11 protein-coding genes are annotated in these 21,912 nt (G+C 68.3%); 8 read left to right on the plus strand and 3 right to left on the minus strand.

Annotated elements, in window-relative coordinates; all coding sequences use genetic code 11:
* Positions 1-182: 182 nt before the first annotated feature.
* The 5 genes from ACFY5D_RS12865 (at position 183) to ACFY5D_RS12885 (ending at position 6,304) form a co-directional block, all read left to right on the plus strand.
* A complete protein-coding gene (locus ACFY5D_RS12865) occupies positions 183-788 on the plus strand; it encodes a TrmH family RNA methyltransferase (protein WP_387531032.1) in 606 nt (201 codons plus the stop codon).
* A gap of 414 nt (positions 789-1,202) precedes the next feature.
* Positions 1,203-2,486 (plus strand): M23 family metallopeptidase, encoded by a 1,284-nt coding sequence (locus ACFY5D_RS12870; RefSeq protein WP_387530202.1) that lies wholly within the window; start codon positions 1,203-1,205, stop codon positions 2,484-2,486.
* 153 nt (positions 2,487-2,639) lie between these two features.
* The gene (gene fbaA, locus ACFY5D_RS12875) at positions 2,640-3,662 is read left to right on the plus strand and encodes a class II fructose-bisphosphate aldolase (RefSeq protein WP_387530204.1); all 1,023 of its coding nucleotides are present in this window, start codon (positions 2,640-2,642) and stop codon (positions 3,660-3,662) included.
* Between the two features lie 2 nt (positions 3,663-3,664).
* Positions 3,665-4,084 carry a DUF3151 domain-containing protein gene (locus tag ACFY5D_RS12880; protein ID WP_387530207.1) on the plus strand — a complete coding sequence of 140 codons (420 nt, stop codon included), beginning with the start codon at positions 3,665-3,667 and terminating at the stop codon, positions 4,082-4,084.
* Between the two features lie 249 nt (positions 4,085-4,333).
* Positions 4,334-6,304, plus strand: a complete 1,971-nt coding sequence (locus ACFY5D_RS12885) for a serine/threonine-protein kinase (RefSeq protein WP_387530210.1) — start codon at positions 4,334-4,336, stop codon at positions 6,302-6,304.
* A 36-nt stretch (positions 6,305-6,340) separates the two neighbouring features.
* Here the strand turns inward: ACFY5D_RS12885 and ACFY5D_RS12890 are convergent, their stop codons facing one another.
* From ACFY5D_RS12890 to ACFY5D_RS12900, 3 genes are read right to left on the minus strand one after another with little or no spacing between them, the layout of a single operon-like run.
* Complete coding sequence (locus tag ACFY5D_RS12890) at positions 6,341-10,678, minus strand: FtsK/SpoIIIE domain-containing protein (RefSeq protein ID WP_387530213.1); 4,338 nt, start codon at positions 10,676-10,678, stop codon at positions 6,341-6,343.
* A 55-nt stretch (positions 10,679-10,733) separates the two neighbouring features.
* Positions 10,734-12,065: an ABC transporter substrate-binding protein gene (locus ACFY5D_RS12895; RefSeq protein ID WP_387530216.1), complete on the minus strand. Its 1,332-nt coding sequence runs from the start codon at positions 12,063-12,065 to the stop codon at positions 10,734-10,736.
* Positions 12,062-14,881: a hypothetical protein gene (locus tag ACFY5D_RS12900; RefSeq protein ID WP_387530219.1), complete on the minus strand. Its 2,820-nt coding sequence runs from the start codon at positions 14,879-14,881 to the stop codon at positions 12,062-12,064. The genes ACFY5D_RS12895 and ACFY5D_RS12900 overlap by 4 nt, the downstream gene beginning before the upstream one ends.
* Positions 14,882-15,112: 231 nt before the next feature.
* Between ACFY5D_RS12900 and ACFY5D_RS12905 the strand changes: the two genes are divergently transcribed.
* The 3 genes from ACFY5D_RS12905 to ACFY5D_RS12915 all read left to right on the plus strand — a co-directional run bounded on the left by ACFY5D_RS12905 (position 15,113) and on the right by ACFY5D_RS12915 (position 21,808).
* Positions 15,113-15,394 (plus strand): pyrophosphorylase, encoded by a 282-nt coding sequence (locus ACFY5D_RS12905; RefSeq protein WP_210002594.1) that lies wholly within the window; start codon positions 15,113-15,115, stop codon positions 15,392-15,394.
* A 146-nt stretch (positions 15,395-15,540) separates the two neighbouring features.
* Positions 15,541-20,994 (plus strand): DUF6531 domain-containing protein, encoded by a 5,454-nt coding sequence (locus ACFY5D_RS12910; RefSeq protein WP_387530222.1) that lies wholly within the window; start codon positions 15,541-15,543, stop codon positions 20,992-20,994.
* 52 nt (positions 20,995-21,046) lie between these two features.
* The gene (locus tag ACFY5D_RS12915; RefSeq protein WP_387530225.1) at positions 21,047-21,808 is read left to right on the plus strand and encodes a hypothetical protein; all 762 of its coding nucleotides are present in this window, start codon (positions 21,047-21,049) and stop codon (positions 21,806-21,808) included.
* Positions 21,809-21,912: the final 104 nt, after the last annotated feature.

Consider the following 21,912-nt stretch of genomic DNA (forward strand, 5'->3'; position numbering starts at 1 on the left):
CTCCCACTGATGGCATGACGCCCGAGTGTCCCGGCGGCAGGGGGGGAACCTTGGCGTCCGTCTCACTTGGGCGATGCGGAGGGCTGGAGGCGAACGACTACCCTTGAGTGGTGACTCCTGCCGCTGAAACGAACGCATCCGTACCCGTCGAAACCGCTCCCGAATTCGAGGAGCGCCCCGAAGTGGGCGTTGGCCCTTGGGAGGGCGCGTGGCCGACCGAAGAGCACTACGACCATGAACTTCTGGAAACGGGAGACCGTCGAAACGTCGCCGACAAGTACCGGTACTGGACCATGGACGCGATCATCGCCGACTTGGATGAGCGCCGCCACGACTTCCACATTGCCATCGAGAACTGGCAGCACGACATGAACATCGGCACCGTGGTGCGCACGGCCAACGCCTTCCTGGCCAAGGAAGTCCACATCATCGGGCGCCGCCGCTGGAATCGCCGGGGCGCCATGGTGACCGACCGATACCAGCACGTCCGCCACCACCCCACCGTTGAAGACTTCGTGGCCTGGGCCAAGGAGGAAGAGCTGGCGATCATCGGGATCGACATCTTCCCGGATTCCGTGCAGCTTGAAACCTACGAATTGCCGCGCAATTGCGTGCTTGTCTTCGGGCAGGAGGGCCCGGGTCTCAGCGAGGAAGTCCACCAGTCGGCCGAGGCCACGCTGTCCATTGAACAATTTGGCTCCACCCGTTCCATCAACGCGGCCTCTGCCGCTGGCATCGCCATGCATGCCTGGATCCGCCGCCACGTATTCAACCAAAAAGTCAGCTAAAGCTTGGGAAAACCTTGTTCTTTCGGCAATTCGCAAAAGAGTGGCCGGTCGGCTATTTTCTCATCCGCGCACGTCGGCTACGGTGATGCCTAAGTGTTCAGTTCTTGGGGTAACTGGATCTAATGGCTGGTTCCGACTGGTGGTCCATCCTCAGTTTTGCGTTGCAATTGAGCATGCCATTTTCACATGAGGATTGGGGAGTTCATCGTGAAGAAGCACCAAGTCAATCGTGGCCGGGGTATTCGCCCGAAGGGCCATGAAAAAAATCGGCTTTCCAGGGTTTCGGTCCTGGGCCTTGTTGTTACCGCAGCGGTGACGCTTTCGGGGGCCCCCGGAATGGGTTTGGCGGATGAGCCGTTGGATGCCGGAGCCGCCTCGAGCAAGGTGGTTGCACCGGCCGTATATGTTCAACCGGTGAGCGTTTCGCTGCTTAGCGATGTCGACGCCGTCAGCTGGGAATCGCTGGAGTTCACGAGCACCGGATCGGATCGTGGAATGGCTGCGGCGCAAGGCGCGGGAACCGCGATCGACCGTTCCGCGTCGAACCTGGGCCTCGAGGCAGGCAGGCAAAGCAACTTCATGCTGGCGGGACAACGTCTGGGTGTGCGGGGCGTGCTGCCCGGGCAGATCCAGTTGATCCACCCGGTTACCTCCAGGCACATCACCAGCCCGTACGGGTGGCGCCACAACCCAACTGGAGCCGGCACCCAGGTCCATGTTGGCCAGGACTATGCGATCCCATGCGGATCACCGGTTTATGCGGCGGCGGACGGCACCGTCGTTCAATCCTCATGGGCGGGCCACTCTGGCATGCGAGTGACCATAGACCACGGAAATTCCGTGAGGACCGGCTACAGCCACAACTCGAGGTTGATCGCCCAAGTCGGCGACCAGGTCAAGCAAGGCCAGATCATTGCGTTGAGCGGAACAACCGGGAACTCCACGGGTTGCCACGTGCACTTTGAAGTCATCGTGAACGGCCAGTGGAACGATCCCCGAATTTTCCTGCCCGGCATTCCGGGGCAGCCCAATCCATTGTTTGACTCGCGCGATACGAGGATCACTGCCGAGCCGATCCGCAATTCCGGCGCACCTCACTACGGAATCGAGACCGGGCACGACCTGGAAATCGACTTGCCTCCGGAGCCCGTCGTGCATAAGCCTTCCAAGAAACCTCATGACGCTGCGCCGGACGCCGGATCCAAGCCAAAACCTCCGGTGAAAGACCACGTGAAGACTCCTAACAAGAAGCCTGCGGAGAAGCCGGACAAGAAGCCCGTCACCAAGCCGACTCCGGTCCCGACGCCCAAGCCCAGCACCAAACCGACTCCGGTTCCGACGCCTAAGCCCAGCACCAAGCCGACGGAACCCACGAAGCCTCCGACGGCTCCGACGGCTCCAACGCAGACGCCGGACACCAAGCCGTCCCCGCCAAAGCCACCGACCACGCCACCGGCTTCAACTTCTCCGGCGCCTCCGGAGAAGGAAACTGCGCCGGAACCTCCGGCCAGCCCGCCGCCGGCCGAGAAGCCAGCCGAGAAGCCGGCCGAGGCTGTTGTCGAACCGGACACCAAGCCCGCGGTTCCGAACGACTCGGAATCCGCAGGCAAGGCTCCCGACACGGATGCGGAAGCCGCAGCGCTTTCGGACAAATCGGACACGCCCGAAGCCAAGGCCAACGAGTCGACGGGCGGCTAGGGCCGGCCCCGGCTGCTTCGCGGCGATGGCCTCGCTTACGACATGACGGGGTGCAACCCGTCATGTCGTAAGCGATCAACGTCACGTGTCGATAGGATGGGTGTAGCCAACGAGGTCTACTCCCCACAATTCCTTATCTACACAGGAGTCAGTATGCCCATCGCAACCCCGGAACAGTACAACGCCATGATTGACTCTGCCAAGGCTGGCGGATACGCCTTCCCGGCTGTCAACGTGACGTCGTCGCAGACCCTGAATGCCGCCATCCGCGGCTTCGCGGAAGCAGGATCCGACGGAATCATTCAGGTCTCAACCGGTGGCGCAGCCTACTGGTCGGGAGCCTCGATCAAGAACATGGTCACCGGTTCGCTGGCCTTCGCAGCCTTCGCGCGCGAAGTCGCCAAGAGCTACGACGTGAACATCGCCCTGCACACCGACCACTGCCCGGCAGACAAGCTCGATGACTTCGTGCTCCCGCTGCTTGCTGCCTCCGAGGCAGAGGTCGCCGCCGGCCGCAATCCGTTCTTCAACTCCCACATGTGGGACGGCTCCGCCGAAACCCTTGAAGAAAACCTGCGCATCGCAGCCGAGCTGCTGCCGCGCACCGCTGCCGCAAAGCAGATCCTCGAGGTCGAAATCGGCGCTGTCGGCGGCGAAGAGGACGGCGTAGAGAACGCCATCAACGACAAGCTGTACTCGACCGTTGAAGACGCACTTGCCACCGTTGCCGCTCTCGGCTCCGGCGAGAACGGCCGCTACATCACCGCGCTGACCTTCGGCAACGTGCACGGCGTGTACAAGCCGGGCAACGTGAAGCTGCGCCCGGAGATCCTCAAGGACATCCAGGAGCAGGTCGGCGCCAAGCTTGGCAAGGCCAACCCGTTCGACCTGGTCTTCCACGGCGGCTCGGGTTCCACCGACCAGGAAATCGCCGACGCGGTTGCCTACGGCGTCATCAAGATGAACATCGACACCGACACCCAGTACGCCTTCACCCGCCCGGTGGCCGGCCACATGCTCGCCAACTACGACGGCGTGCTGAAGATCGACGGCGAAATCGGCAATAAGAAGACCTACGACCCGCGCGTCTGGGGTGCCAAGGCCGAAGAGTCGATGGCTGCCCGCATCGCCGCTGCCGCCGTGCAGCTGGGTTCCGCCGGAAAGAGCCTGAAGTAACCATGGCCGATCTTGGAGCAAACCTGCTGGGCATCCCGGAAACCCTGCTGCCCGAAGAGGTAGAGGTCAACGAACGCCTGGCCGCCGGCGACGAGGCAGTGGACATCGCCGCTGCCTTCCCGGCTTCCTCGCTGGGCTGGGCCCTGTTGGCCGACGAGGCGCACGCGGAGGGTCGCTATGTCGAGTCCTACGCGTACTCGCGCGTTGGCTACCACCGTGGGCTCGACGCCTTGCGCAAGTCCGGGTGGCGCGGACAGGGTCCGGTGCCTTGGCGCCACGTACCCAACCGCGGCTTCCTGCGCTCGCTGTACGCCCTGCAGCGTGCAGCGGCCGCCATCGGCGAAACCGAGGAAGTCGACCGCATCGGTCGTTTCCTCAACGACTCGGATCCCTTGGCGGTTGCCGCCATCGAAGCCGAGTAGCCTTTCGCCGGCAAAGCCATGAAGGTGTCCGTGCAAACTTCGGGTTTGCACGGACACCTTTGGTTTAAGAGGCAATCGGTTTCCGCGCAGCCGCCGACCGGGCCGGTGGCCGACACCGCGGACGCGGGTCGGCGAGTGGGTGAAGCTCAATCGGCTCGACTAAACTGGCGGAGGTCCGTGCACCTCCCCGTCGCCCACGGAGGGACGCTGTCGACGGCCGTTATCGCGTCGTAGGAGCAAAGGAAAACAATGGCACACGTGCAGTCCGGTGATGCGCTCGGCGCCTCCTACCGTCTCGAGGAACCGATCGGTTCCGGTGCCGTCGGCGAGGTTTGGCGGGTCAGCTCGGCCTCCGGCGGGCCGGACCTCGCAGCCAAGTTGCTTCGCCCCGAACACGCGCAGGATCCCACCCTCGTCGAACGCTTCGTGAGGGAGCGCTCGGTGTTGCTTGCCCTGCGGCATCCGAACATCGTCGCGGTCAGGGACCTCGTCGTCGAGGGCGACAGGCTCGCGATCCTCATGGACTACGTGCCCGGCGGATCGGTGCGCGACCTGCTTGAATCCCGGTTGACGCTTGCCCCGGGCGAGGCGCTGGCGCTCTGCGCCGAGGTGCTCGACGCGCTGGCCAGCGCCCATGCCGAATCGACCACGCACCGGGACATCAAGCCGGACAACGTGCTGCTGGCCGAGCCGTGGCGCCCCGGACTCCACGGCGCAGTGAAGGTCTCCGACTTCGGGATCGCCTCCGTGATCGGGGAAAGGACCAGACACACCACGGGAATGGTGGGCACCCCGCAGTACATGCCGCCCGAACTGCTCAGCCAGGGCGAGGTCGGCCCTGCGGCGGACATCTACGCCACGGGCATCATGCTGTACGAGCTGATCGCCGGACGGACGCCGTTTGCCGGAGCCGGCACGGACTTCACGCTTGCCTACCGCCACGTGACAACGCTTCCGCCACGGCTGGACCTGCCCGGGGAGCTCTGGTCGGCGCTCGAGAAGACGTTGTCCAAGAACCCGCGGGAACGGCCCGGAGCCGCGCAGGCGGCCGCGCAGTTCCGCAGGCTGGCCCGGGAATACTCCGACCTTCCGGCGCTGGTGCGTGCCTTGGACCCCGACGATTTCCAGGCTGTGGACCGCCCGGCAACGGTGCTGCGCGGAGCGCCGGCGGAGCAGGATTCCGGGCCGACGGTGGTTGCCGTGGCCACGGAATCGCCGCAACCCGAGCTGGGCCCGGCGGGCTCGCGCACCATCGTGCGGCCGATGCCCCGCCGCGAGTCCGCCCGCCCGGCGGAATCCGCAGCGCCGGAAAAGACCGCGAGCAGGTGGCCGGCCTGGTTGACCAAGAGGGTCGTGGCCCTGGGCGCCGTGGGGATTGTCCTGGTGGTCGGCATGGTGGCCGGAATCGTCCTGACGCTACCCCAGGGTGCCCCGGCCGCGGGTCAGCAGGCGGCGGACGCCGCCGCCAGCCAGCAGGACGTCCCGCTGCCCAGCGGCCTGTCGGTCAGCCGCGCGGCGCGCTACGACGCGGCGGCCCGCGAAGTGAAGCTCACCATCACGTACTCGGCCCAGAAGGCGCCCCTGCGCGGACCGTTCCTCGAGGTGCTCCCCGGCGCCGCGGGTTCCCCGGCTTGCCCGCCGGTGACCTGGGAGAATGCGACGGCCACGCGAAACAAGCCCAGCCTTTCGGGCGTGTCGGCGAACTGCGGCTGGAGCGTCGACGGCGTCCGCATCCCGGCGCAGGGAAGCATCGAGATCGGCGCAACGATCCCCGTGGCACTGGCGGGGGAGAACGCCCTCGAGGAGTGGCTCGATGCCGCCGCCGCGGCGACAACCGCGGCCACCGCGGACGACAGCGTCGAGGGTGCCGCCTACCCGGTGCAGCGGCTGCGCGGGATCCAGGTCCGGACCCCCGCCCGCACGGTGAGCCAGACGGCTCTGCCCGTCACGCTGGTTCCGGTCTGGCCCAGCGGCCCGGACGTGCTGGGCCCGCTCTACAAGAGCCCCGCGACCGGCAAGCCCTCCGAAATGCTGACCGCCATTGCCGGGGGCGAGAAGGGCGTCCGGTTCTCCGACGGGTGTTCCGGCGGCTTGGCCGTCTCCTCCGACGGGCTCGTGGTGACGGCGCTTGCCGTGGCCCCGAGCTGCGTCCTGCGTGCGGTGGTCGGGAACTTCACCGACCTGGCCAGCGAGCCGTTTGGCATCACCACCCGCGGGTAGCTGCGACATCGGTCGGCGCCGTGGCACGGCAGCCCGCTACTTGGCGGGCACGGTCTCCGGGCTCATGGTCTGCACAAAGGAGCCCGCGCCGCCGACGCACAGGTAGCCGCGGCCCGGGGTGACGGCCACGGGTGCTCGGCGCGGCAACGTGATGCCCAGCAGTTCCCCGTCGTAGTCGACATCGGGTTGCAGCAGCACGCCGCAGCGGGACTTGCGCACGGTCTTGGTCCAGTGCGCGTACAGGCCGCGCAGGTCCGCGGAGCGCCCGGCGGCGATGACGCGCAGCTGGCCGTTTCCGGAGGCCAGCAGGCCGGCCAGGGCCTGGTCGGTGTCCTCGAAGCGTTCGGCATCGTCGACCAGCAGCACCACGGGGCCGCGTTCCAGCCTGATGCCGGCCAGCAGGGTCGGCAGGTCCTCGGGGCCGACCGCCACCCGGTCGAGGTCCGCGCCGGCCAGCGGCGAACGCCTGTCGCAGGCGCCCCAGATGGCCACGGGGCTCCCCGCCGCCGAGGCCGCGCGCAGGGACTCGATCAGCGCCAGTAGCAGCGTCGATTTTCCGCTGCGGGCGGGCCCGGCGATGAGCACGTGCTCGCCCTCGTAGACCTCCAGCAGCGCCGGGGCCAGGTCCTCCTCGCGCAGGCCCACGGGAAGGTGCCACGGCTCGGCGCCCAGCGCGGCAACCGCCCCGACCTCGCGCACAGAGAGGTCCTCGGGCAGGCGCCCGATGGCTGCCGCCTTTTCGGCGCCCAGCGGCCAGCGCGCCGCGACGCGGCCCACCGCGGCGGGCAGGTCCGTGGCCGCGGAGGCGATGTGCATCTGCCGCAGGCTTCCGGCGTCGACGCACCGGCCCGGCACCGGCGCGGGGATGTTCTGCCCGCGGACCCCCAGCGCCGAGTAGTCGTAGGGGTCGGCCAGCCGGTAGAGCCACTTCTGCGTGGTGACCTCGTCCATGGCGGAGGGCACCGCCTTGGCGCGGGTGGTGGACACGGCGAACCAGAGGTTCAGGGCCGGGCCGTCCGCGTAGGCCCGGTAAAGGGCATCGAGCAGGGCCAGGCCGTCGTAGTCCTGGAACTCGTCGCGCAGCGTGGCCAGGCCGTCGATCAACACCAGGGTCGGACGTCTGGCCGCCGGATCGGCGCGTCGCGTGTCCAGCTCGGTGCGCAGGTGCCGCAGGAACCTGGCCTGCTGCTCGGCCGCCCCCGCGCCGGAGCCGACGTAGGCGAGGGTGTGCGGCAGGTCCGCGAGCGGGGCGAGGGCGCGCGAGCCCAGGTCCAGCACCAGCAGGTCGAGCTCGTCGGGGCTGGTTTCCGCCGTGATGGCCAGCGCGATCGAGGCGAGCGTGGTGCTGGTGCCGCTTCCGGCGATGCCCAGCAGCATGAGGTTTCCCTGCGCCAGGTCCCAGCCGGCGGCGGATTGCCGCTGCAGCTCGGGCTCGTCGGCCAGCGCCACCTGGATGGTGCTTCCATGCACGCCGCCGACGCTGGGTTGCCCGACGCTGGGCTGTCCGGTGCTTGGCTGGCCGGCGGCCGCGGGGGTTTCCGCGCCGGCGCCGGCCTCCGCTGCGAAGCCGGCGAGCTCCACGCGCGCACCGAGGGCCTCCGGCCAGATGCGCCGCGGGGCGCCGAATCCGGCATCCGCGTGGGCCTCGCGGATGGCGTCGATGAGCAGGTCCAGGTCGCTGACATCCGATTCGGGTCCGCGTGCCGCGCGGCGGCGCTGCACGGGCATGCCCAGCGGGCCGATCTCCAGCAGTTCCAGCGCGCTGGCCTCCTGGTGGGAGGCGCGGCCCGTGACGAGCGCCGTCTGCACCGGGGTGATGTCGTCCTGGCCCAGCTTGATGAAGGCGCGTCCGGTCTGGGCGCGGCCGATTCCCGCGGCGGCCGGCACCCCGATCACGTTGGAGGAATCGTCGCGGCTCTGCACGCGCAGCGCCACCCGCAGGTTGGTGTTGGCCAGGATGTCGTCGTTCACGACGCCGGCCGGGCGCTGGGTCGCCAGGATCATGTGCACCCCGAGCGTGCGGCCCACCGCGGCGACGGAGACCAGGGAGGAGAGCACCTCGGGGAAGTCCTTGGCGAGCATCGCGAACTCGTCCACCACCAGCAGCAGACGCGGCATGGGTTCGGCCGGGTTGGTGGCCAGGTAGGCGTCGAGGTTGTCGATGTCCTCGCCCGCCGCGGCAAAGACCCGCTGGCGGCGCTGCATCTCCGCCTCGAGCGAGCGCAGGGCCCGGTCGGCGAGCTGTTCGTCGAGGTTGGAGATGGTGCCGATGGTGTGCGGCAGGCGTTCGCAGGCCTGGAACGCGGCGCCGCCCTTGAAGTCGATGAGGATGAAGTTCAGCCGGGTCGGGTCGTTGCGTGCCGCGAGGCCGGCGACCAGGGAGCGCAGGAACTCGCTCTTGCCCGAACCCGTGGTGCCGCCGACCAGGCCGTGCGGGCCGTCGGCGACCAGGTCCAGGGCCAGCGGGCCGGACTCGGAGGTGCCGATCGGGGTGGAGAAACCCCGGGCGGAGGACCACAGCGAGCGGATCGACTGACCGTCGGGCGTGCCGAGGCCCAGCAGTTCCGGGAGCCTGACCAGCGGCGGCAGGGCCGCTCCGGGCACGGTGAGCTCCGGGTCCTCGAAGCGGGCCAGGTCCATGGCGCAGCGTTCGGCAAGGCCCGGGCCGATCCCGGCCACCACCACGTCATCCACGTGCGAGAGGTCGCCCGGTTCGTGCACGGTTGCGGCGGCGTCCTCGCCGAGGTGGATCACCGTGGTGCAGGAGGCCGGAAGCTGCTCCTCGGAGCCGGCGATGACGATGCCGGAGACCCCGACGCGCTGGATCGCATGGTGCGCCGAGCTGCCCTCCGGCGTCCGTCCGTGGCCCAGCAGTGCGCGCGCCGGTGCGTCACGGCCCTCGGTGAGGACCTCCGAGTCGAGCACCAGGAGCACCGCCGGGGTCGGGTGCCCGTCGATGTTCTCGCGCAGGGTCCGCAGCATCGAGGAACTGCGGGTCCGGTCGTCGGAGACCCAGCGTTCCCCGGTGCTCGAACCCGGCTGCCGGGTGTGCGGCAGCCAGGAGGTCCACGCCCACTCGGCGGCCCGCCCGGAATCGCAGAAGACACCCAGGGTGAGGTCGGCAGGTCCGGCGTGCACCGTCGCCTGGGCGACCAGGCTGCGGGCCACCGCCAGGGCGGCTTCCCGGTTCCCGACGATGCCCACCACCCCCGCATTGCCCAGGTCCACGAGTACGGGGGCCGCGGGCAGCACGCTCGCGTCGAGCACCTCGCGCACCCGGGGGTCCAGGACCGTGCCGGCCCGGTCGTCCAGTTCCGGGCGCCACGGCACGTCGCCGACTCCCGCATTGAGCGCCAGGAACCCCTCGGTGCCGGCCCTCCGCTGCCACAGCAGGGTGGTGGGCATCGCGGCCCGGCGCAGGACCGTGGCGGGGTCGGGGATCTCGGTGCGCCGGCGGTCGACCTCGGCCGCGGCGGCCGCCGCGACGTCGGCGGCGAAATCGTCGATCGCCGACTCGAAGCGGGCCTCCTCCTCCTTGAGGTTCCTGGCGCGCCGGTGCTTCTGCTCGAACCACATGCCGATGGCCATCACCGGGCTCAGCGCGGCAAACATGGCAAAGCGGGCGTCGCCCAGGATCATCACCATGGCGCCGGCGAGCACCAGCGGGGCCAGCACCGTGATGAAGCTGAACTTGGAGGCCGGGGGGACGTCCTTGCGCGTCGGGGCTCCCACGGGATCCGCGGCCGGCGGCCGCCCGGGACGCGGCGGCCTGTTGAAGGGGGCGGTTCCCGCCGGGGTGAGGTTGTTCAGCGACCCGGGCTTCGGCGCGCGGCTCTCGGGCACGAACGGCCGCACCAGCAGCGTGGTCCCGCCGATCACCAGGGTGCCGGCGACCGTGACAAAGGTTCCGTCCGCGTCGGCGGGAACCCCGTCGAGCATCGTGCCGTTGGTGGATTGCGCGTCGCGGACCCGGATGCCCTCGCCCTCAAGCTCGATGCTCGCATGGTTCCAGGAGGCGCTTTCGGTGCGAAGCACCACGTCGGCCTGGGGCGAGCGGCCGATGACCAGCGGCCGGTGGGCGGGTATCGGGTGGACCGCCCCGGCCTCGAGGCCGCCGGAGACCGTGACGCTCCACTGCAGGAGCGCGTGCGGCGGCTCCACGGGGGCCAGCGAAATGCTGCTTCCCTCCAGCAACAGCAGCTCGCCCAGCGGGGTGTCGGCCTGCGCGGCGGTCTCGTCGACGTACAGGGTGGTTCCGGGCGCGGGCAGCGGGGCGCCGGCGGCGGCTAGCAGCTGGCCGAGCGTCGTGGCGGGAGCGTGGCTTTCGATCTCCCGGTCAAATCGCTGGTCGCCCAGCTGGATCAGCACGCGCACCGCGCGCTCCTTTCGTCGAAGTTCGCGCGGCGCGCGTGGCCGGTGAAGGCCAAGGTCAGCTGGACGGGTTTCCCGCGAACCAGATGGCCGTTGTGGAGACGCCGGCCTTGCTTTCGGTGGCCGGTCGCAACCCGAGGTCCTGCACCGAGGTGTTCAGCTGGACCGGCTCGCCGGTCAGCGCCTCGCGTCTGGAGAAGTCCAGCACGGGGCCGGCGATCCCGTCGGCGGGGCCGACCTTCAGGTTTTCGAGCGCGGCGCCCACCAGCTTCGGGTCGTTGCTGCCCGCCGCGGATGCGGCGCGCACCAGTGCCACTATTGCATCATGGCTGCGCGAATCGGCGGACCCCGCCACGGCCGCGAAATCCCTGTCGCCGGTGAGGTTCTGGGCCTGCGGATCGCTGGCGAGCACGCGGAGCCCGGCCAGGAATGCCGACATTCCGCGGCCCGAGGCGTCTGAGCGCAGGGCCACCGCGTCGCCGGTGTCGGCGCCCACGGTGAGCAGCCTGCCCGAAAGCGTGCCGCCGGCCTTCTGCAGGGAACCCGCGAACGCGGGGCTTGTCGCCCCGGGGGTCAACACGATGGGAACCGTGACGTTGGCCGATTGCAGTGCCTGGACCACGACCCCCTGCTGCCAGGCGGTGCCGCTGAGCAGTATCGAGTCGGCGGGGTTCTTCACGGGCTTCGCCGGCTTCCCGTCCTTGGTGGACGGCGTGCCGGTGAGGCGGGCGGCCTCCGTGGCAACTGCCGCGGCGTCTCCGCCCGGGGCGACTTCCAGGGTGGAAGCGACGCGGACGCCCGAGGGGGAGCCGCCGCCGGCATCGATCAACAGGGTCCGCTCGGACTGCGCGAGCGCGGCGGTGAGCGCGGTGGACACCTGGGCGGGGGTCGGCGCGATGCGCCAGGCCTTGGCATCGGTCTCGAGGTCTCCGGAGAGGTAGGGCAGGATCAGCGGTATGCCCGCGTCGGTCGCTGCCTCGAGGGCGCCGCGGACGTGCTTGCCGTCGGTTGCCACGACGATTCCCGCGACGCCTTCCTCGATGAGCTCCTCCACGGCCGCGCGGGCGCCGTCGACGGTGCCCTTGTCGTTGCGCGTGGCGATGGCGATCGGCGTTCCGCCCATGTCAAAGCGGCGTTCGGCGACGGCGGCGCCCTGCGCCGCGTCCTTCCATTGCGCGCCGTCGCCGGTTTCCGCGCCGAGCGTCAGCACGACCCCGATGAGCGTGTCGGCGGGAACGTCCTTGGCGGACAGCGCCACCGGGATGGTGGTTGCCACCGGGTCGGTCGGCGTGGGCGCGCCGGGACGCACGACGAAGACGACCAGCGCGATGATTGCAGCGATCGCGACGACGGCACCCGCGCCCAGGGTCATGGCCTTGCGGCGGTTCACTTCTGGGCTCCGATCCGGAAGGCGTAGAGCGTCTGCGACGCGGCCCCGGAGGGGACCTCGAGGTGGAAGCTCGGCAGGGTGGTTGCGGCCTCGAGCGAGGCCTTGAACTGCGCCTGGCGCTGCAGGATCCCGGCAACGTCCTCGGCGCGGATGTTCGCGTAGCCCTGCGCGTTTTGAGTGGCCAGCGCCAGCTGGTAGTCGGCGGTGTCGGCCTTGGCGGCGCTGGTGGCCATCGAGCCGAGCAGGCCCGAACCGTTCACCCTGCGGTCCCCGAGGTCGAGCATGACCTTGTTGAGGTCCGCCGCCAGCAGGGTCGAGGCGCCCTTGACATCGCGGGTCGAGGCGGAGGTGCTCTGCTCGATCCCCTCAAGGGAGGTCGCCGTCTGTGCGCTGATCGTGGAGGCCAGCGCGTCGCCCTCCTTGGCAAGTGCCTTGTGCTGGGCGTCCACGGTTTCCTTGGCCCCGTCGGCCACGTCCGCTGCCGTGGTGGCCAGGCCGGCGACGGAGCGGTCGAAGGAATCGACCACGGCGCTTGTGCCCTGGGTAGCCTGATCGGCTACCACCCGGATCTGGCTGTCGATGAGGGCGGTAATGTCCGCGGCCGCCGCCGCGGTGGTGCCACGCAGCGCATCCTTGATGCCTGCCTCGAGGTCGCCCTGCTGCTTCTCGAGGGCCAGAAGCCCCTCACCCATTTCGTCGCGGTTCTTTTGGGCGGTCGCTGCCAGGGCCTTGAGTTCGGCGATGCCCTTGCCGACGTTGCCGTTGCCGCCCTTCACTGCGTCTTCCAGGTCATCGACCTTTTCACCGATCGTCTTCAGGCTCGCTTCGGCATCCTCGATGGCCGCGTGCACCGGGGCGTCGGGGATGGAGATGTCCGCGAGGGACGCCACCTCGTCCCAGGCTGCCCCCTGGTCCTGCAGGCGCTCGTCCATCGGTGCGGGGAATTCCCCAAGTGACAGGGAGACTTCGGCCGGTTCGGTTTCTTCGTCGATGACGCACGGAACATCGGTCATGTAGCGGAGGACCTTCTCGGCGTCCTTGAGCTCAATTTTCTGGTCTTCGACGAGTTTGCACAGGTCGTCGGCAAGCTTGGCGTTCTGCTTGGCCAGGGATCCGCGGGTGTCCTTGTCGCCGATCTTCTTGCTGTTTTTGGCGGCTAGCCCGTGGATCGAATCGAAGTTGGCCTGCAAATCCTCCAGGGTCGTGTCGATCTCTTCGCGCAGGCTTGCCAGCGGGGTCTCGGCTTCAGCTATCGAATCCCGAAGCGCGCCGATTGCCTTGTTGACGTCGTCCGCTGACGCGGTCTTGTCCAGCTCGTCCAGCTTGGCTGCCAACTCGTCGATTCCGCTGGAGATGTCCCGGTGACGCGCCAGCGCGCCGGCGAGAATCTCCGGTTCCAGTGCGGCGACCAGTTCGTCGCCCTGCTGGACGAGGCTGACGAGCGCTCCGACAACGGAAACCGAGGAGGCGTAGAACGCGCAAGTCATCGAGGGCTCGGTGCAGGTTTCCGCGGTCGGCTTCTCGGGGCCGACGGTGCGCTTCAGTGACTCGGCCACCTCATCGCGGCAGCTTGCCGTCGACTGGGCAAACCCGTCGAGCTGGGCCGACATGAGCACCAGGCTCGAATAGACGGTGGAGGACTTGTCCGACGGAGCGACAACCGTGGAGCAGCCGCTGCCGTTGAGCACCGGACGCGGCGGGGCCGCCTTGGTGTCGCCGAGCATGGCGTCGACGGTGCCGACGGTTTGGCTCAACTGCGCGATGGTGGTCGATTCGGTGCCCGATACCGTGGCGTCCAGGTCGGTCTTGAGCGACCCGAGCTGGTCCTTCAGGCCCGACATGGTTCCGGCGAGCGAGTCGGTGCTTTCCTTCAGGTGCGCGGCGGTGCTGACGCCGAGGGTCTTCGAGGTGCTCTCGAGGTTGGTGCGTACGTCGGTGATGGTGGCGCCGGCGCGGCCAAGCACGTCGTTGACGTCGGCAATGAGGTCGATGGTTCGGCGCTGGAGCGCAAGCTCCGAGGTCGGGCTGGTGTTGAATGCCGAGTCCAGGACGCCATCCACGGAAAGGTCGGTGGACATCCCGGGCTGCACCGCGAGGTCGATCCGCGGGGTGGCGAAGTCGGTGACGTCGGCGACGAGCCGAAGCGTGGTGCTGGCCGCAGAGCTCGGGGGTGCCAGGAGCGTGGCCCACTGGATGATGGTCTCGCCCTCGGGCGAGGCGCTGATGATGCCGTTGGTGCCGGCGGTTTCATCGTCCGATTCGGCGACGATCCGGCTGGGTGCGACGTTGGGGAGGACAGTGGAGGCTGCGATGCTCATGGGTGCGCCCACGAGGGTTGGCGCCGTGCGCGACTGCCCCGCCACGTCGAAGGTCAGGTCCTGCGAGGACACGGTGAGGTTTTCGACGGTCAGCTCGATTTCGACCCTGCCGTTGTAGCCGGCCAGATCATCGAGGTTCGAGCCGGTCTTCTCCGCCGTGCGGTATTGCGTGCTCACGCGGACGGGGAGGTCGTTGGCCACCTTGTCCGGTTCATAGGCGGTGTCGACGCTGGAGGAGTTCCCCGTTGCATCATCCACCGAGATGGCGGTCCCGTTGACAGTGGCGATCGCACCGTCGGATGCAAGCGACACGTTGACCGATTGAAGGACGCGCGAGGGCGCCCCGATTCCCTTGGGGTCATTCGTGCACGACGTCGTGAGCGCCAGTGCGGCAACTGCGAGGATCACGCCTGCGGTGCGGGTTAAATGCGGACTCCGCGTCCGTCGAACTGCGTTGTGCTGGCGTGAGCGCGTGCTGGCCACTGATTCCCCTGTCATGTTCAAATATCCCTTTGAATAATAGGGGGAGCCACTCGCGAATTGAAAAACAACCGTTGGTTTGTCTTTTTGGATAAGGTTCAACGTACGACGCGACCCGCGGGCGCCGCGCCGAAATGTCTTTCGCGGGATCTTGGTGTGGGCCTAGTCATCTTGTTAGGGTTATTCGGTTCGAGTCCCTCGGGAGTGCGTTAGCGCGGGGGCCATATCAAGATTCCTGGAGGATTTTTCATGTCTCGTGTTTTATCAACGGAGCAGGCGAAGACGGCTATTCAGCAGATGCAGGCGATCATCAACGGTGGCTTCACCGATCAGATCAGCCAGCTTGATGCCCAGGGCCGTGTCCTGTCCGACCCCAACGTTTGGGATGGCCCGCTGGCTGCCCAGTTCCGCGGTGCGACCTGGCCCGAGACCAAGGTTGCGCTGGACAAGGCACGGACCGAGTTGGAGCAGCTGCGTACCCAGTTGAACCAGATTTCGCAGAACATCTTCTCCGCGGGCGGCGGAAACTAATCTTGTCCTGAACCGCCCCCGTTGTCGCCGGCGTGGCGCCGGTCTGACGACGGGGGCGATTTTGTTTGTTCCGAGGCCTTCTGGGTCCTCGGATGGCTTTTTGCGAGGATCGACAGGTCCCCGCGGTTGATGAGGGAGATACACGCGTGACCGATCTGGGAGCCTTTCAGCACGATGTTACGTTCGACGACGGGACTGCGGATGTCCTGATTTCGGCGTTCACCGCTGCGGCGTTGGCCATCGAGGCGCAGACGGGATCGCGGTCGTCATTCGTCGCGACGGCGGGAACCGAATTCAAGGGGCGCTTCTCGCAGCTCTTCGCGGACAATGCCCGGGTGGCGTCGGCCGACGCACTGGAGCTTTCGGACAGGTTGCGCGAGGTTGCCACCGGTGCCCGCAGGCTGAAGGAGGAAGCCCGCAAGGAAAACGAACGGCGCCGGCTGGCCAGGGAATGGAAGCAGCGCCGGGACGAACGCAAAGCGAACTGGCTCGATAGCGCGGTTGACTGGTTCATCGGCGCCGAGGATCCCCCCGTTGGCCCACCTGCGGCCGAGGTGCGGGTCGAAACCGCCGCACCGCGTTCGGGGGTACGGCAGACCCCGCCCCCCGGCAGCGGCGGTGGCGGCGGTGGCGTATCGGCGGCGCGCCCCAGCGACTTGCGGTCCTTCGCCACCGGCTCGGCAACCCTGAATGCGGAACTCTCCGGCAAACCCGGCGCCTTGCGCGGAAACCTCGCAGACTTCGCGGCACGATGCACCCATGGATCGCTCGGTGCCGACGGCGTGGTGACCGGATTCGAAAGGTGGCTGACCGCCAACGACCAGGATGTCTCCTGGGCAATGACCATCGCCAACGCCTTTGCTGCTGCGGGCGGCGAAGGGAACGTCTCCCAGGTCTCGGACGCGGCGTTGCTCGCGGCGCTTGCCTCGCAGGGAATCGGCGCGGAGCGTCAGGACCTCACCATCGACCTGCCGCAGACCCTTGGGGCGCCTCCAACCACCGGATACTCGAACGACCCGGTGAACACCTCCACCGGAAACTTCCTGGAAACGGAGGTTGACCTTGGCTTTGCCGGTGCCGCGTCGTCGCTGTCGGCCGCCCGCACCTACAACTCCATGGACGAGCGCGTGGGCGCCTTCGGTCCGGGCTGGGCCTCGGTGTTCGAAACACGCCTGGAGCTCGACGACGAGGGCGCTTCCCTCGTCCTGGCCGACGGGCGCCACGTGCGGTTCCCGCGGCTCGGCGCCGGCTGGGACCGTGCCGACGGCGAAAACTTCTGGCTGAACCGCGAGACCCCGGCCGGCTCCGGCCCAAGCGACGAGACGGGCGAGAATGCTTCCGCTTTGTCCGAGGTCTTGGTGGCGAGCGACAACGCCGGTTCCCGCTGGGTCTTCACCCCGGCGGGAACCTGGCTCTCGACGGACACCGGACCCGGCACGGCGGTATCCGTCCGCAGGGATGCCGACGGTGCCGTCGCCGAGCTGATCCACGAATATGGCCGCCGGGTGCGTGCCGAATGGTCGGGGGAGCGGATCGTGGTCCTCGCTGCCTCGGACGGACGCCGCGTCGAGTTCGGGTACGACGAGCGCGGTCAGCTGGTTTCCGCGGCAGGACCCGGCGGGGTTCGCAGCTACGGCTGGAACGACGACGGCCTGATCAATCTGGTCACCGACGCTGCGGGCGTCAACGAGGCAGTCAACACCTACGACGACCACCGCCGGGTGCACACGCAGGTCTCGGCCTTCGGCCGGGTCACCCGCTTCGCCTACCTTCCGAACCGCCTGACGGTGATCTCCGACCAGGACGGAACCCGCTCCAACACCTGGGTTGCCGACGCCAAGGGCCGTCTGGTCGGGGTCGTCGACGCCGACGACAACCGGCAGAACATGAGCTACGACAGGCACGGCAACCTGGTCTCCGTCACCGAACGCGACGGCGCCGTCACGGTCCACGCCTACGACCAGCGAGGACGCAAGATCCGCACGGTGACCCCCGCCGGCGCGGACATCAGCTACGGCTATGACGACGCCGACCGTCCGGTGACCGTGGTGACCGAGTCCGGCGGGGTCGTGCAGTACGAATACGCCGACGACGCGTCGCGGAACCCCTCGCTCATCATCGATCCCGAGGGCGGGCGCACCGAACTCAAGTGGCAGGACTGCCGGCTCACCGAGGTCGTCGACCCCGTCGGCGTGCGCGTCCGCTTCGGCTACGATTCCTTCGGCGACCTGGTCACCATCACCAACGCCCTGGGCAACACCGCGACCCTGGAGCGCGACGACGCCGGGCGGGTCACCGCGGCCGTGTCCCCGGGCGGCGCCCGCACCACCTACATCTACGACGGCGCCGGACAGCTGCGCTCCCGCCGGGATGCCGACGGCGCCCTGTGGAAGTTCGAGTACGCACCCGGCGGCGCCCTGGCCGTGGTCACCGACCCGCTGGGCGCGCGCACCGAGATGAACTACGGCTCCCACGGCCAGCTCGCCGGCACCGTCGACCCGCTGGGCCGCGCCGTGACGCGCACGCTCGACGACTTCGGCAACCTGGCGGGAATCGAGCTTCCGGACGGCGCCCAATGGCGTTTCGCGCACGACGCACTCTCGCGGCTGACCCGGATCACGGATCCGGCCGGGCACTCCTGGCAGCGCGAATACGGCAGCAACGGCGAGCTCACCGGGACAATGGACCCCACCGGCGTGCGCCAGGACTACTCGGCCGACGCCGCGGCCGGAACCGCCACGGTGCAGGACGCCTTTGACCGCAGCAGCATGCGCTTCGACGAGTTCGGCCGCCCCGTGGCGACGGAGCGGGTCGACGGCAGCACCGAGCTGGTCACCTATGACAGGTGCGGACGCCCGGTGGAATTGGTCGACGCCGAGGGCGGGCTGACCCTGCTGCGCCGCGATGCCGCTGGCCGGGTCGTCGAACGCCGTTCCCCGGGCGGGGCCACCACGCACTTCGAGTTCGACGCCGCGGGCCGGCCGGCCGCAAGCACGGATCCTTCGGGGGCGCGCACCACGCTCGAATACGACGCCGAGTCCCGCGTCATCGCCCGCGTCTTCCCGGGCGGCGAAACCGAGCGCGTGCAGTACGACGCCGTCGGCCGGGTCGTCTCCCGGTACACCCCAGGGCGCGGCACCTCCAGCTACGAGTACGATCTGGCCGGGCGGATGGTGCGCGCCAAGGACCCGTCCTTCGGACGGCGGAGCTTCCGCTACGACGCGGCGGGCCAGCTGGTCGAGGCCGTCAACGGACTGGGCGGGAAGACCCGCTACGGCTACGACGCCCGGGGGCGGGTCACCAGCATCACCGATCCGCTGGGCGCCACCACGCGCCGGGCCTACAACGACGCCGACCAGGTCATCGCGGAAACCGATCCGCTGGGCCGGACCACCACCGCGGGCTATGACGAGGCCGGCCGTCAGCTGTGGCAGTGCGACCCGGAGGGCCGCCGCAGCGAATGGACCTATGACGAGGCGGGCCGCCAGACCTCCCTGGTGGTCAACGGGCGTGTGCTGATGCACATGTCCCGGGACGCCCGTTCGCGGACCATGCTGGTCGCGGACCACACGCGGGCCGACGGCGTCGAGGTCGAGCACCTCTTGCGCTTCAACCGCCGCGGGCAGATGGTGCAGCGGCTGCGCAACGGGGTTGGCCCGTCGTGGGAGTACGACGCGGACGGGAACCGCACCGCGGTAGTCGATCCGCTGGGCGTGCGCACCGAATTCGGACGCGATGCCGCCGGGCGGGTTGTCACCGTCGACCACCCGGTCTTCGGGCGCATTGCCTACGAGCACGATGCCGCCGGACGGCTTGCCGGCGCCGTCGCCAGCGACACGGTGCAGAGCTGGGATTACGCCGAGGGCGCCCTGGTGCGCCACACGACGACGACCGTCGACGGCGTGGACGAGACGGTGATTCGCCGCGACGAGGACGGGCGCATTGCCGCGATCCTTGCCAACGGCACCGAAACCCGCTTTGCCTATGATTCGGCGTGCCAGCTGGAGCGCGCGGTTCGCGGCGACGCCGAGGCCTCGCAATGGCGTTACGACCTCGCGGGTCGCCTGGTGGCAGAGTCCATCGAGGGCGTGGCAACCGAGTTTGCCTACGATGCAGCCGGCCAGCTGCGCTCGCGCACAGACAATGTAGGGACCACCACGTACGGGTATGACGGGTTGGGCCGACGGACCGCCGTTGAGGATGCAGACGGTTCGGTCCGGAACTTCGAGTGGTCGGACCGGGGCTGGCTGAGTGCTGTCGTCTCGGAGGGTTCCGCCGGGGCCGCATCGCGCAGCGAGCTGTGGGTTGACGCCCTCGGTGAGCTGGGAGATGTCAACGGCGCCGAGGTCTGGTGGGATTCGGCCGAGGTCGCCCCGCGCGTGTTGGCCCTGGGCGGGAAGTCCGTGGCGGCATTGCCCGGTGGCATGACCGCCGTGGGCGGGACGGTGTTGAACGCCGGCTGGCGCAGCGGCCACACGACTGATGCGGGTAGCCCGTGGGGCATGTCTGCCGGTGCGGTTGCGGGGTTGCCCGCCGGGTTGTCCGTCAGCGCGTCCGGTGGTGTGCAGGTTGCCGGGCTGGACTGGTTTGGTGCCCGCGCGTATGACCCGTTGACGCGTGGGTTCCTGTCGGTTGATCCGCTGGATCCTGTGGTGGGTGCCGGTTGGGCGGGCAACCCGTATTCGTATGCAGGCAATGATCCGTTGCATGCGATTGATCCGCTGGGTTTGAGCCCCGTCTCCGAGGCGGATCTGCAGGCCTACCGCGACGGCAACAACGGCGCGTTTGCCGCGGCCGGGGACTTCTTGGCTGAGAACTGGGAGTACTTCGCCGGTGGTGCGATGGTTGTCGGCGGTGGCATATTGATGGCTACCGGTGTCGGCGGTCCCCTGGGGATGGCGCTAATCGCCGGTGGTGCTGACGCCATCATCCAGAAAGCGACGACCGGGAAGGTCAACTGGGTGCAAACGGCAGGCGTGGCAGTACTTGGCGGTGTTGGCGGTGGTGCAGCCATGCTGGGCAAGACTGCTTTCTCCGCGGCTACACCGGCCGCACGGATTGCCGGAAGCCTGGCTGTCAATGTTGGCGTGAACGCAGGCGTCGGCTCGGCCGGTGGCGGATTCGTGTATTTGGCAAAGAACGACTTCCAAATCAGGAACCCGCGAGAATTTGCCGGTGCCATGCTCGGTGGCGGCGTGGCTGGAGCAATCGGAGGGCTGGCCGGGCCTGCCGGGGGATCGATCGCGAAGCTCACGGGTTCCACGGCCACGAGCGTTACTGCACGCTTGTCGACGATCGCGGTCGGGGCCAGCGGAGGCATGTCGGGAACTACCGTTGATAATCTCGTCTCTGGCAAGGAACTAACTCTGGCGGATCTTGGCTGGGGCGCTGCGACGGGCGGAGCATTCACGCAACTGCCTGGCGGACCGACCCAGATGACTACGTTGCGCCAGATGCCATACTTCCAGCCCAGCACGCTGAGCGGCGCATTCTCGGGAGCCAACGGCCATGCCTTGTGGTCCTCCGCAGGTGTCGGCGCGGGCGTCGGATCGGGTGCCGATATGACACGTTGGCTTGTCGAACAAGGAACAGGTGGATAGGAAAATGGCCGGGAAAGCTTCACAAAAGCCCCGCTACGCAAAGGGTGCAGACATGGTCCAATGGGGTGTCGCTGTGCTTGGCCCCGTGGCTGCCGTTGCGCTGACGTTGGGAACCGCGGGGCCCGGAGTCTTGCCCATTGCCTTGGCAGCAGTTGGCGTGGGGCTCGTCTTCGGAACCGTCACGTTCTTCGTCCTGCCTCCGAATGCTGCGCGGGCGGTCTTGGTGTTGGGATTCCTGGCTGCGGTGGGTTTGCTGGCTTCCAGCCGGAACGAACTCGTGGCTGGGCTGCCGACATTGTTGCTCAGCTCCATAGCAGGCTCGATTGTTGGCGCCCACTTCCGCTATCTCACAGACCGCAAGGGAACCGGTGCCCAGCCAAGCGCGGACGGGTTGGGGCTGCGTGTCCAGTGGCAGGTAGGCCGCAAGCAATTCGAGGAGGGCGCCGGAACCGCAGCCACCCTTGAACAGCGGATCGGTGCCCTCGACGGTTCCAAGCAGTCCGTGGTCAGCGCGTTGCGAGGCACTGCGCGGATGGATTTCTGCGGCGATGCCCGCGGCGCAATGGTTGTCTATTTTTCCCCGGACACGAGGAGTGAAGACCTGTGGAGTTTCTTGACGACGCCAGGGACGGATTCCGGCCGGTCGGATGTCGTGATCGGCGATCTCAAGGGATCGTTTTCATTTGAGGAGTGCACGGACGCAGCGTCTGCGGTGGCTGCTGCACGGCATTTTGCGGCGACAGGGGGAGCCGACCCGAAGTTCACGTGGCTAACGTCCCCTGAGGTCTTTGACCGGCGTCCCCTGCCGTCCTGAGCCAGATGAGTTGAAGTTGGCGGGGTCCGGCGAGGCTGTGCCACGCGTTCTACCAACTTGAGCACCTGGAAATTGGGAGATACCCGTCGACTCTTCAAGAATTC

This window comes from Paeniglutamicibacter sp. NPDC012692, from assembly GCF_042901625.1.
Classification (GTDB): domain Bacteria; phylum Actinomycetota; class Actinomycetes; order Actinomycetales; family Micrococcaceae; genus Paeniglutamicibacter.

What these genes read in the sequence shown, in the direction of transcription:
- ACFY5D_RS12880 (WP_387530207.1), top strand. Translation starts at nt 3,665, where the DNA reads ATGGCCGATCTTGGAGCAAACCTGCTGGGCATCCCGGAAACCCTGCTG.
- ACFY5D_RS12900 (WP_387530219.1), bottom strand. Translation starts at nt 14,881, where the DNA reads ATGACAGGGGAATCAGTGGCCAGCACGCGCTCACGCCAGCACAACGCA.
- fbaA (WP_387530204.1), top strand. Translation starts at nt 2,640, where the DNA reads ATGCCCATCGCAACCCCGGAACAGTACAACGCCATGATTGACTCTGCC.
- ACFY5D_RS12905 (WP_210002594.1), top strand. Translation starts at nt 15,113, where the DNA reads ATGTCTCGTGTTTTATCAACGGAGCAGGCGAAGACGGCTATTCAGCAG.
- ACFY5D_RS12885 (WP_387530210.1), top strand. Translation starts at nt 4,334, where the DNA reads ATGGCACACGTGCAGTCCGGTGATGCGCTCGGCGCCTCCTACCGTCTC.
- ACFY5D_RS12915 (WP_387530225.1), top strand. Translation starts at nt 21,047, where the DNA reads ATGGTCCAATGGGGTGTCGCTGTGCTTGGCCCCGTGGCTGCCGTTGCG.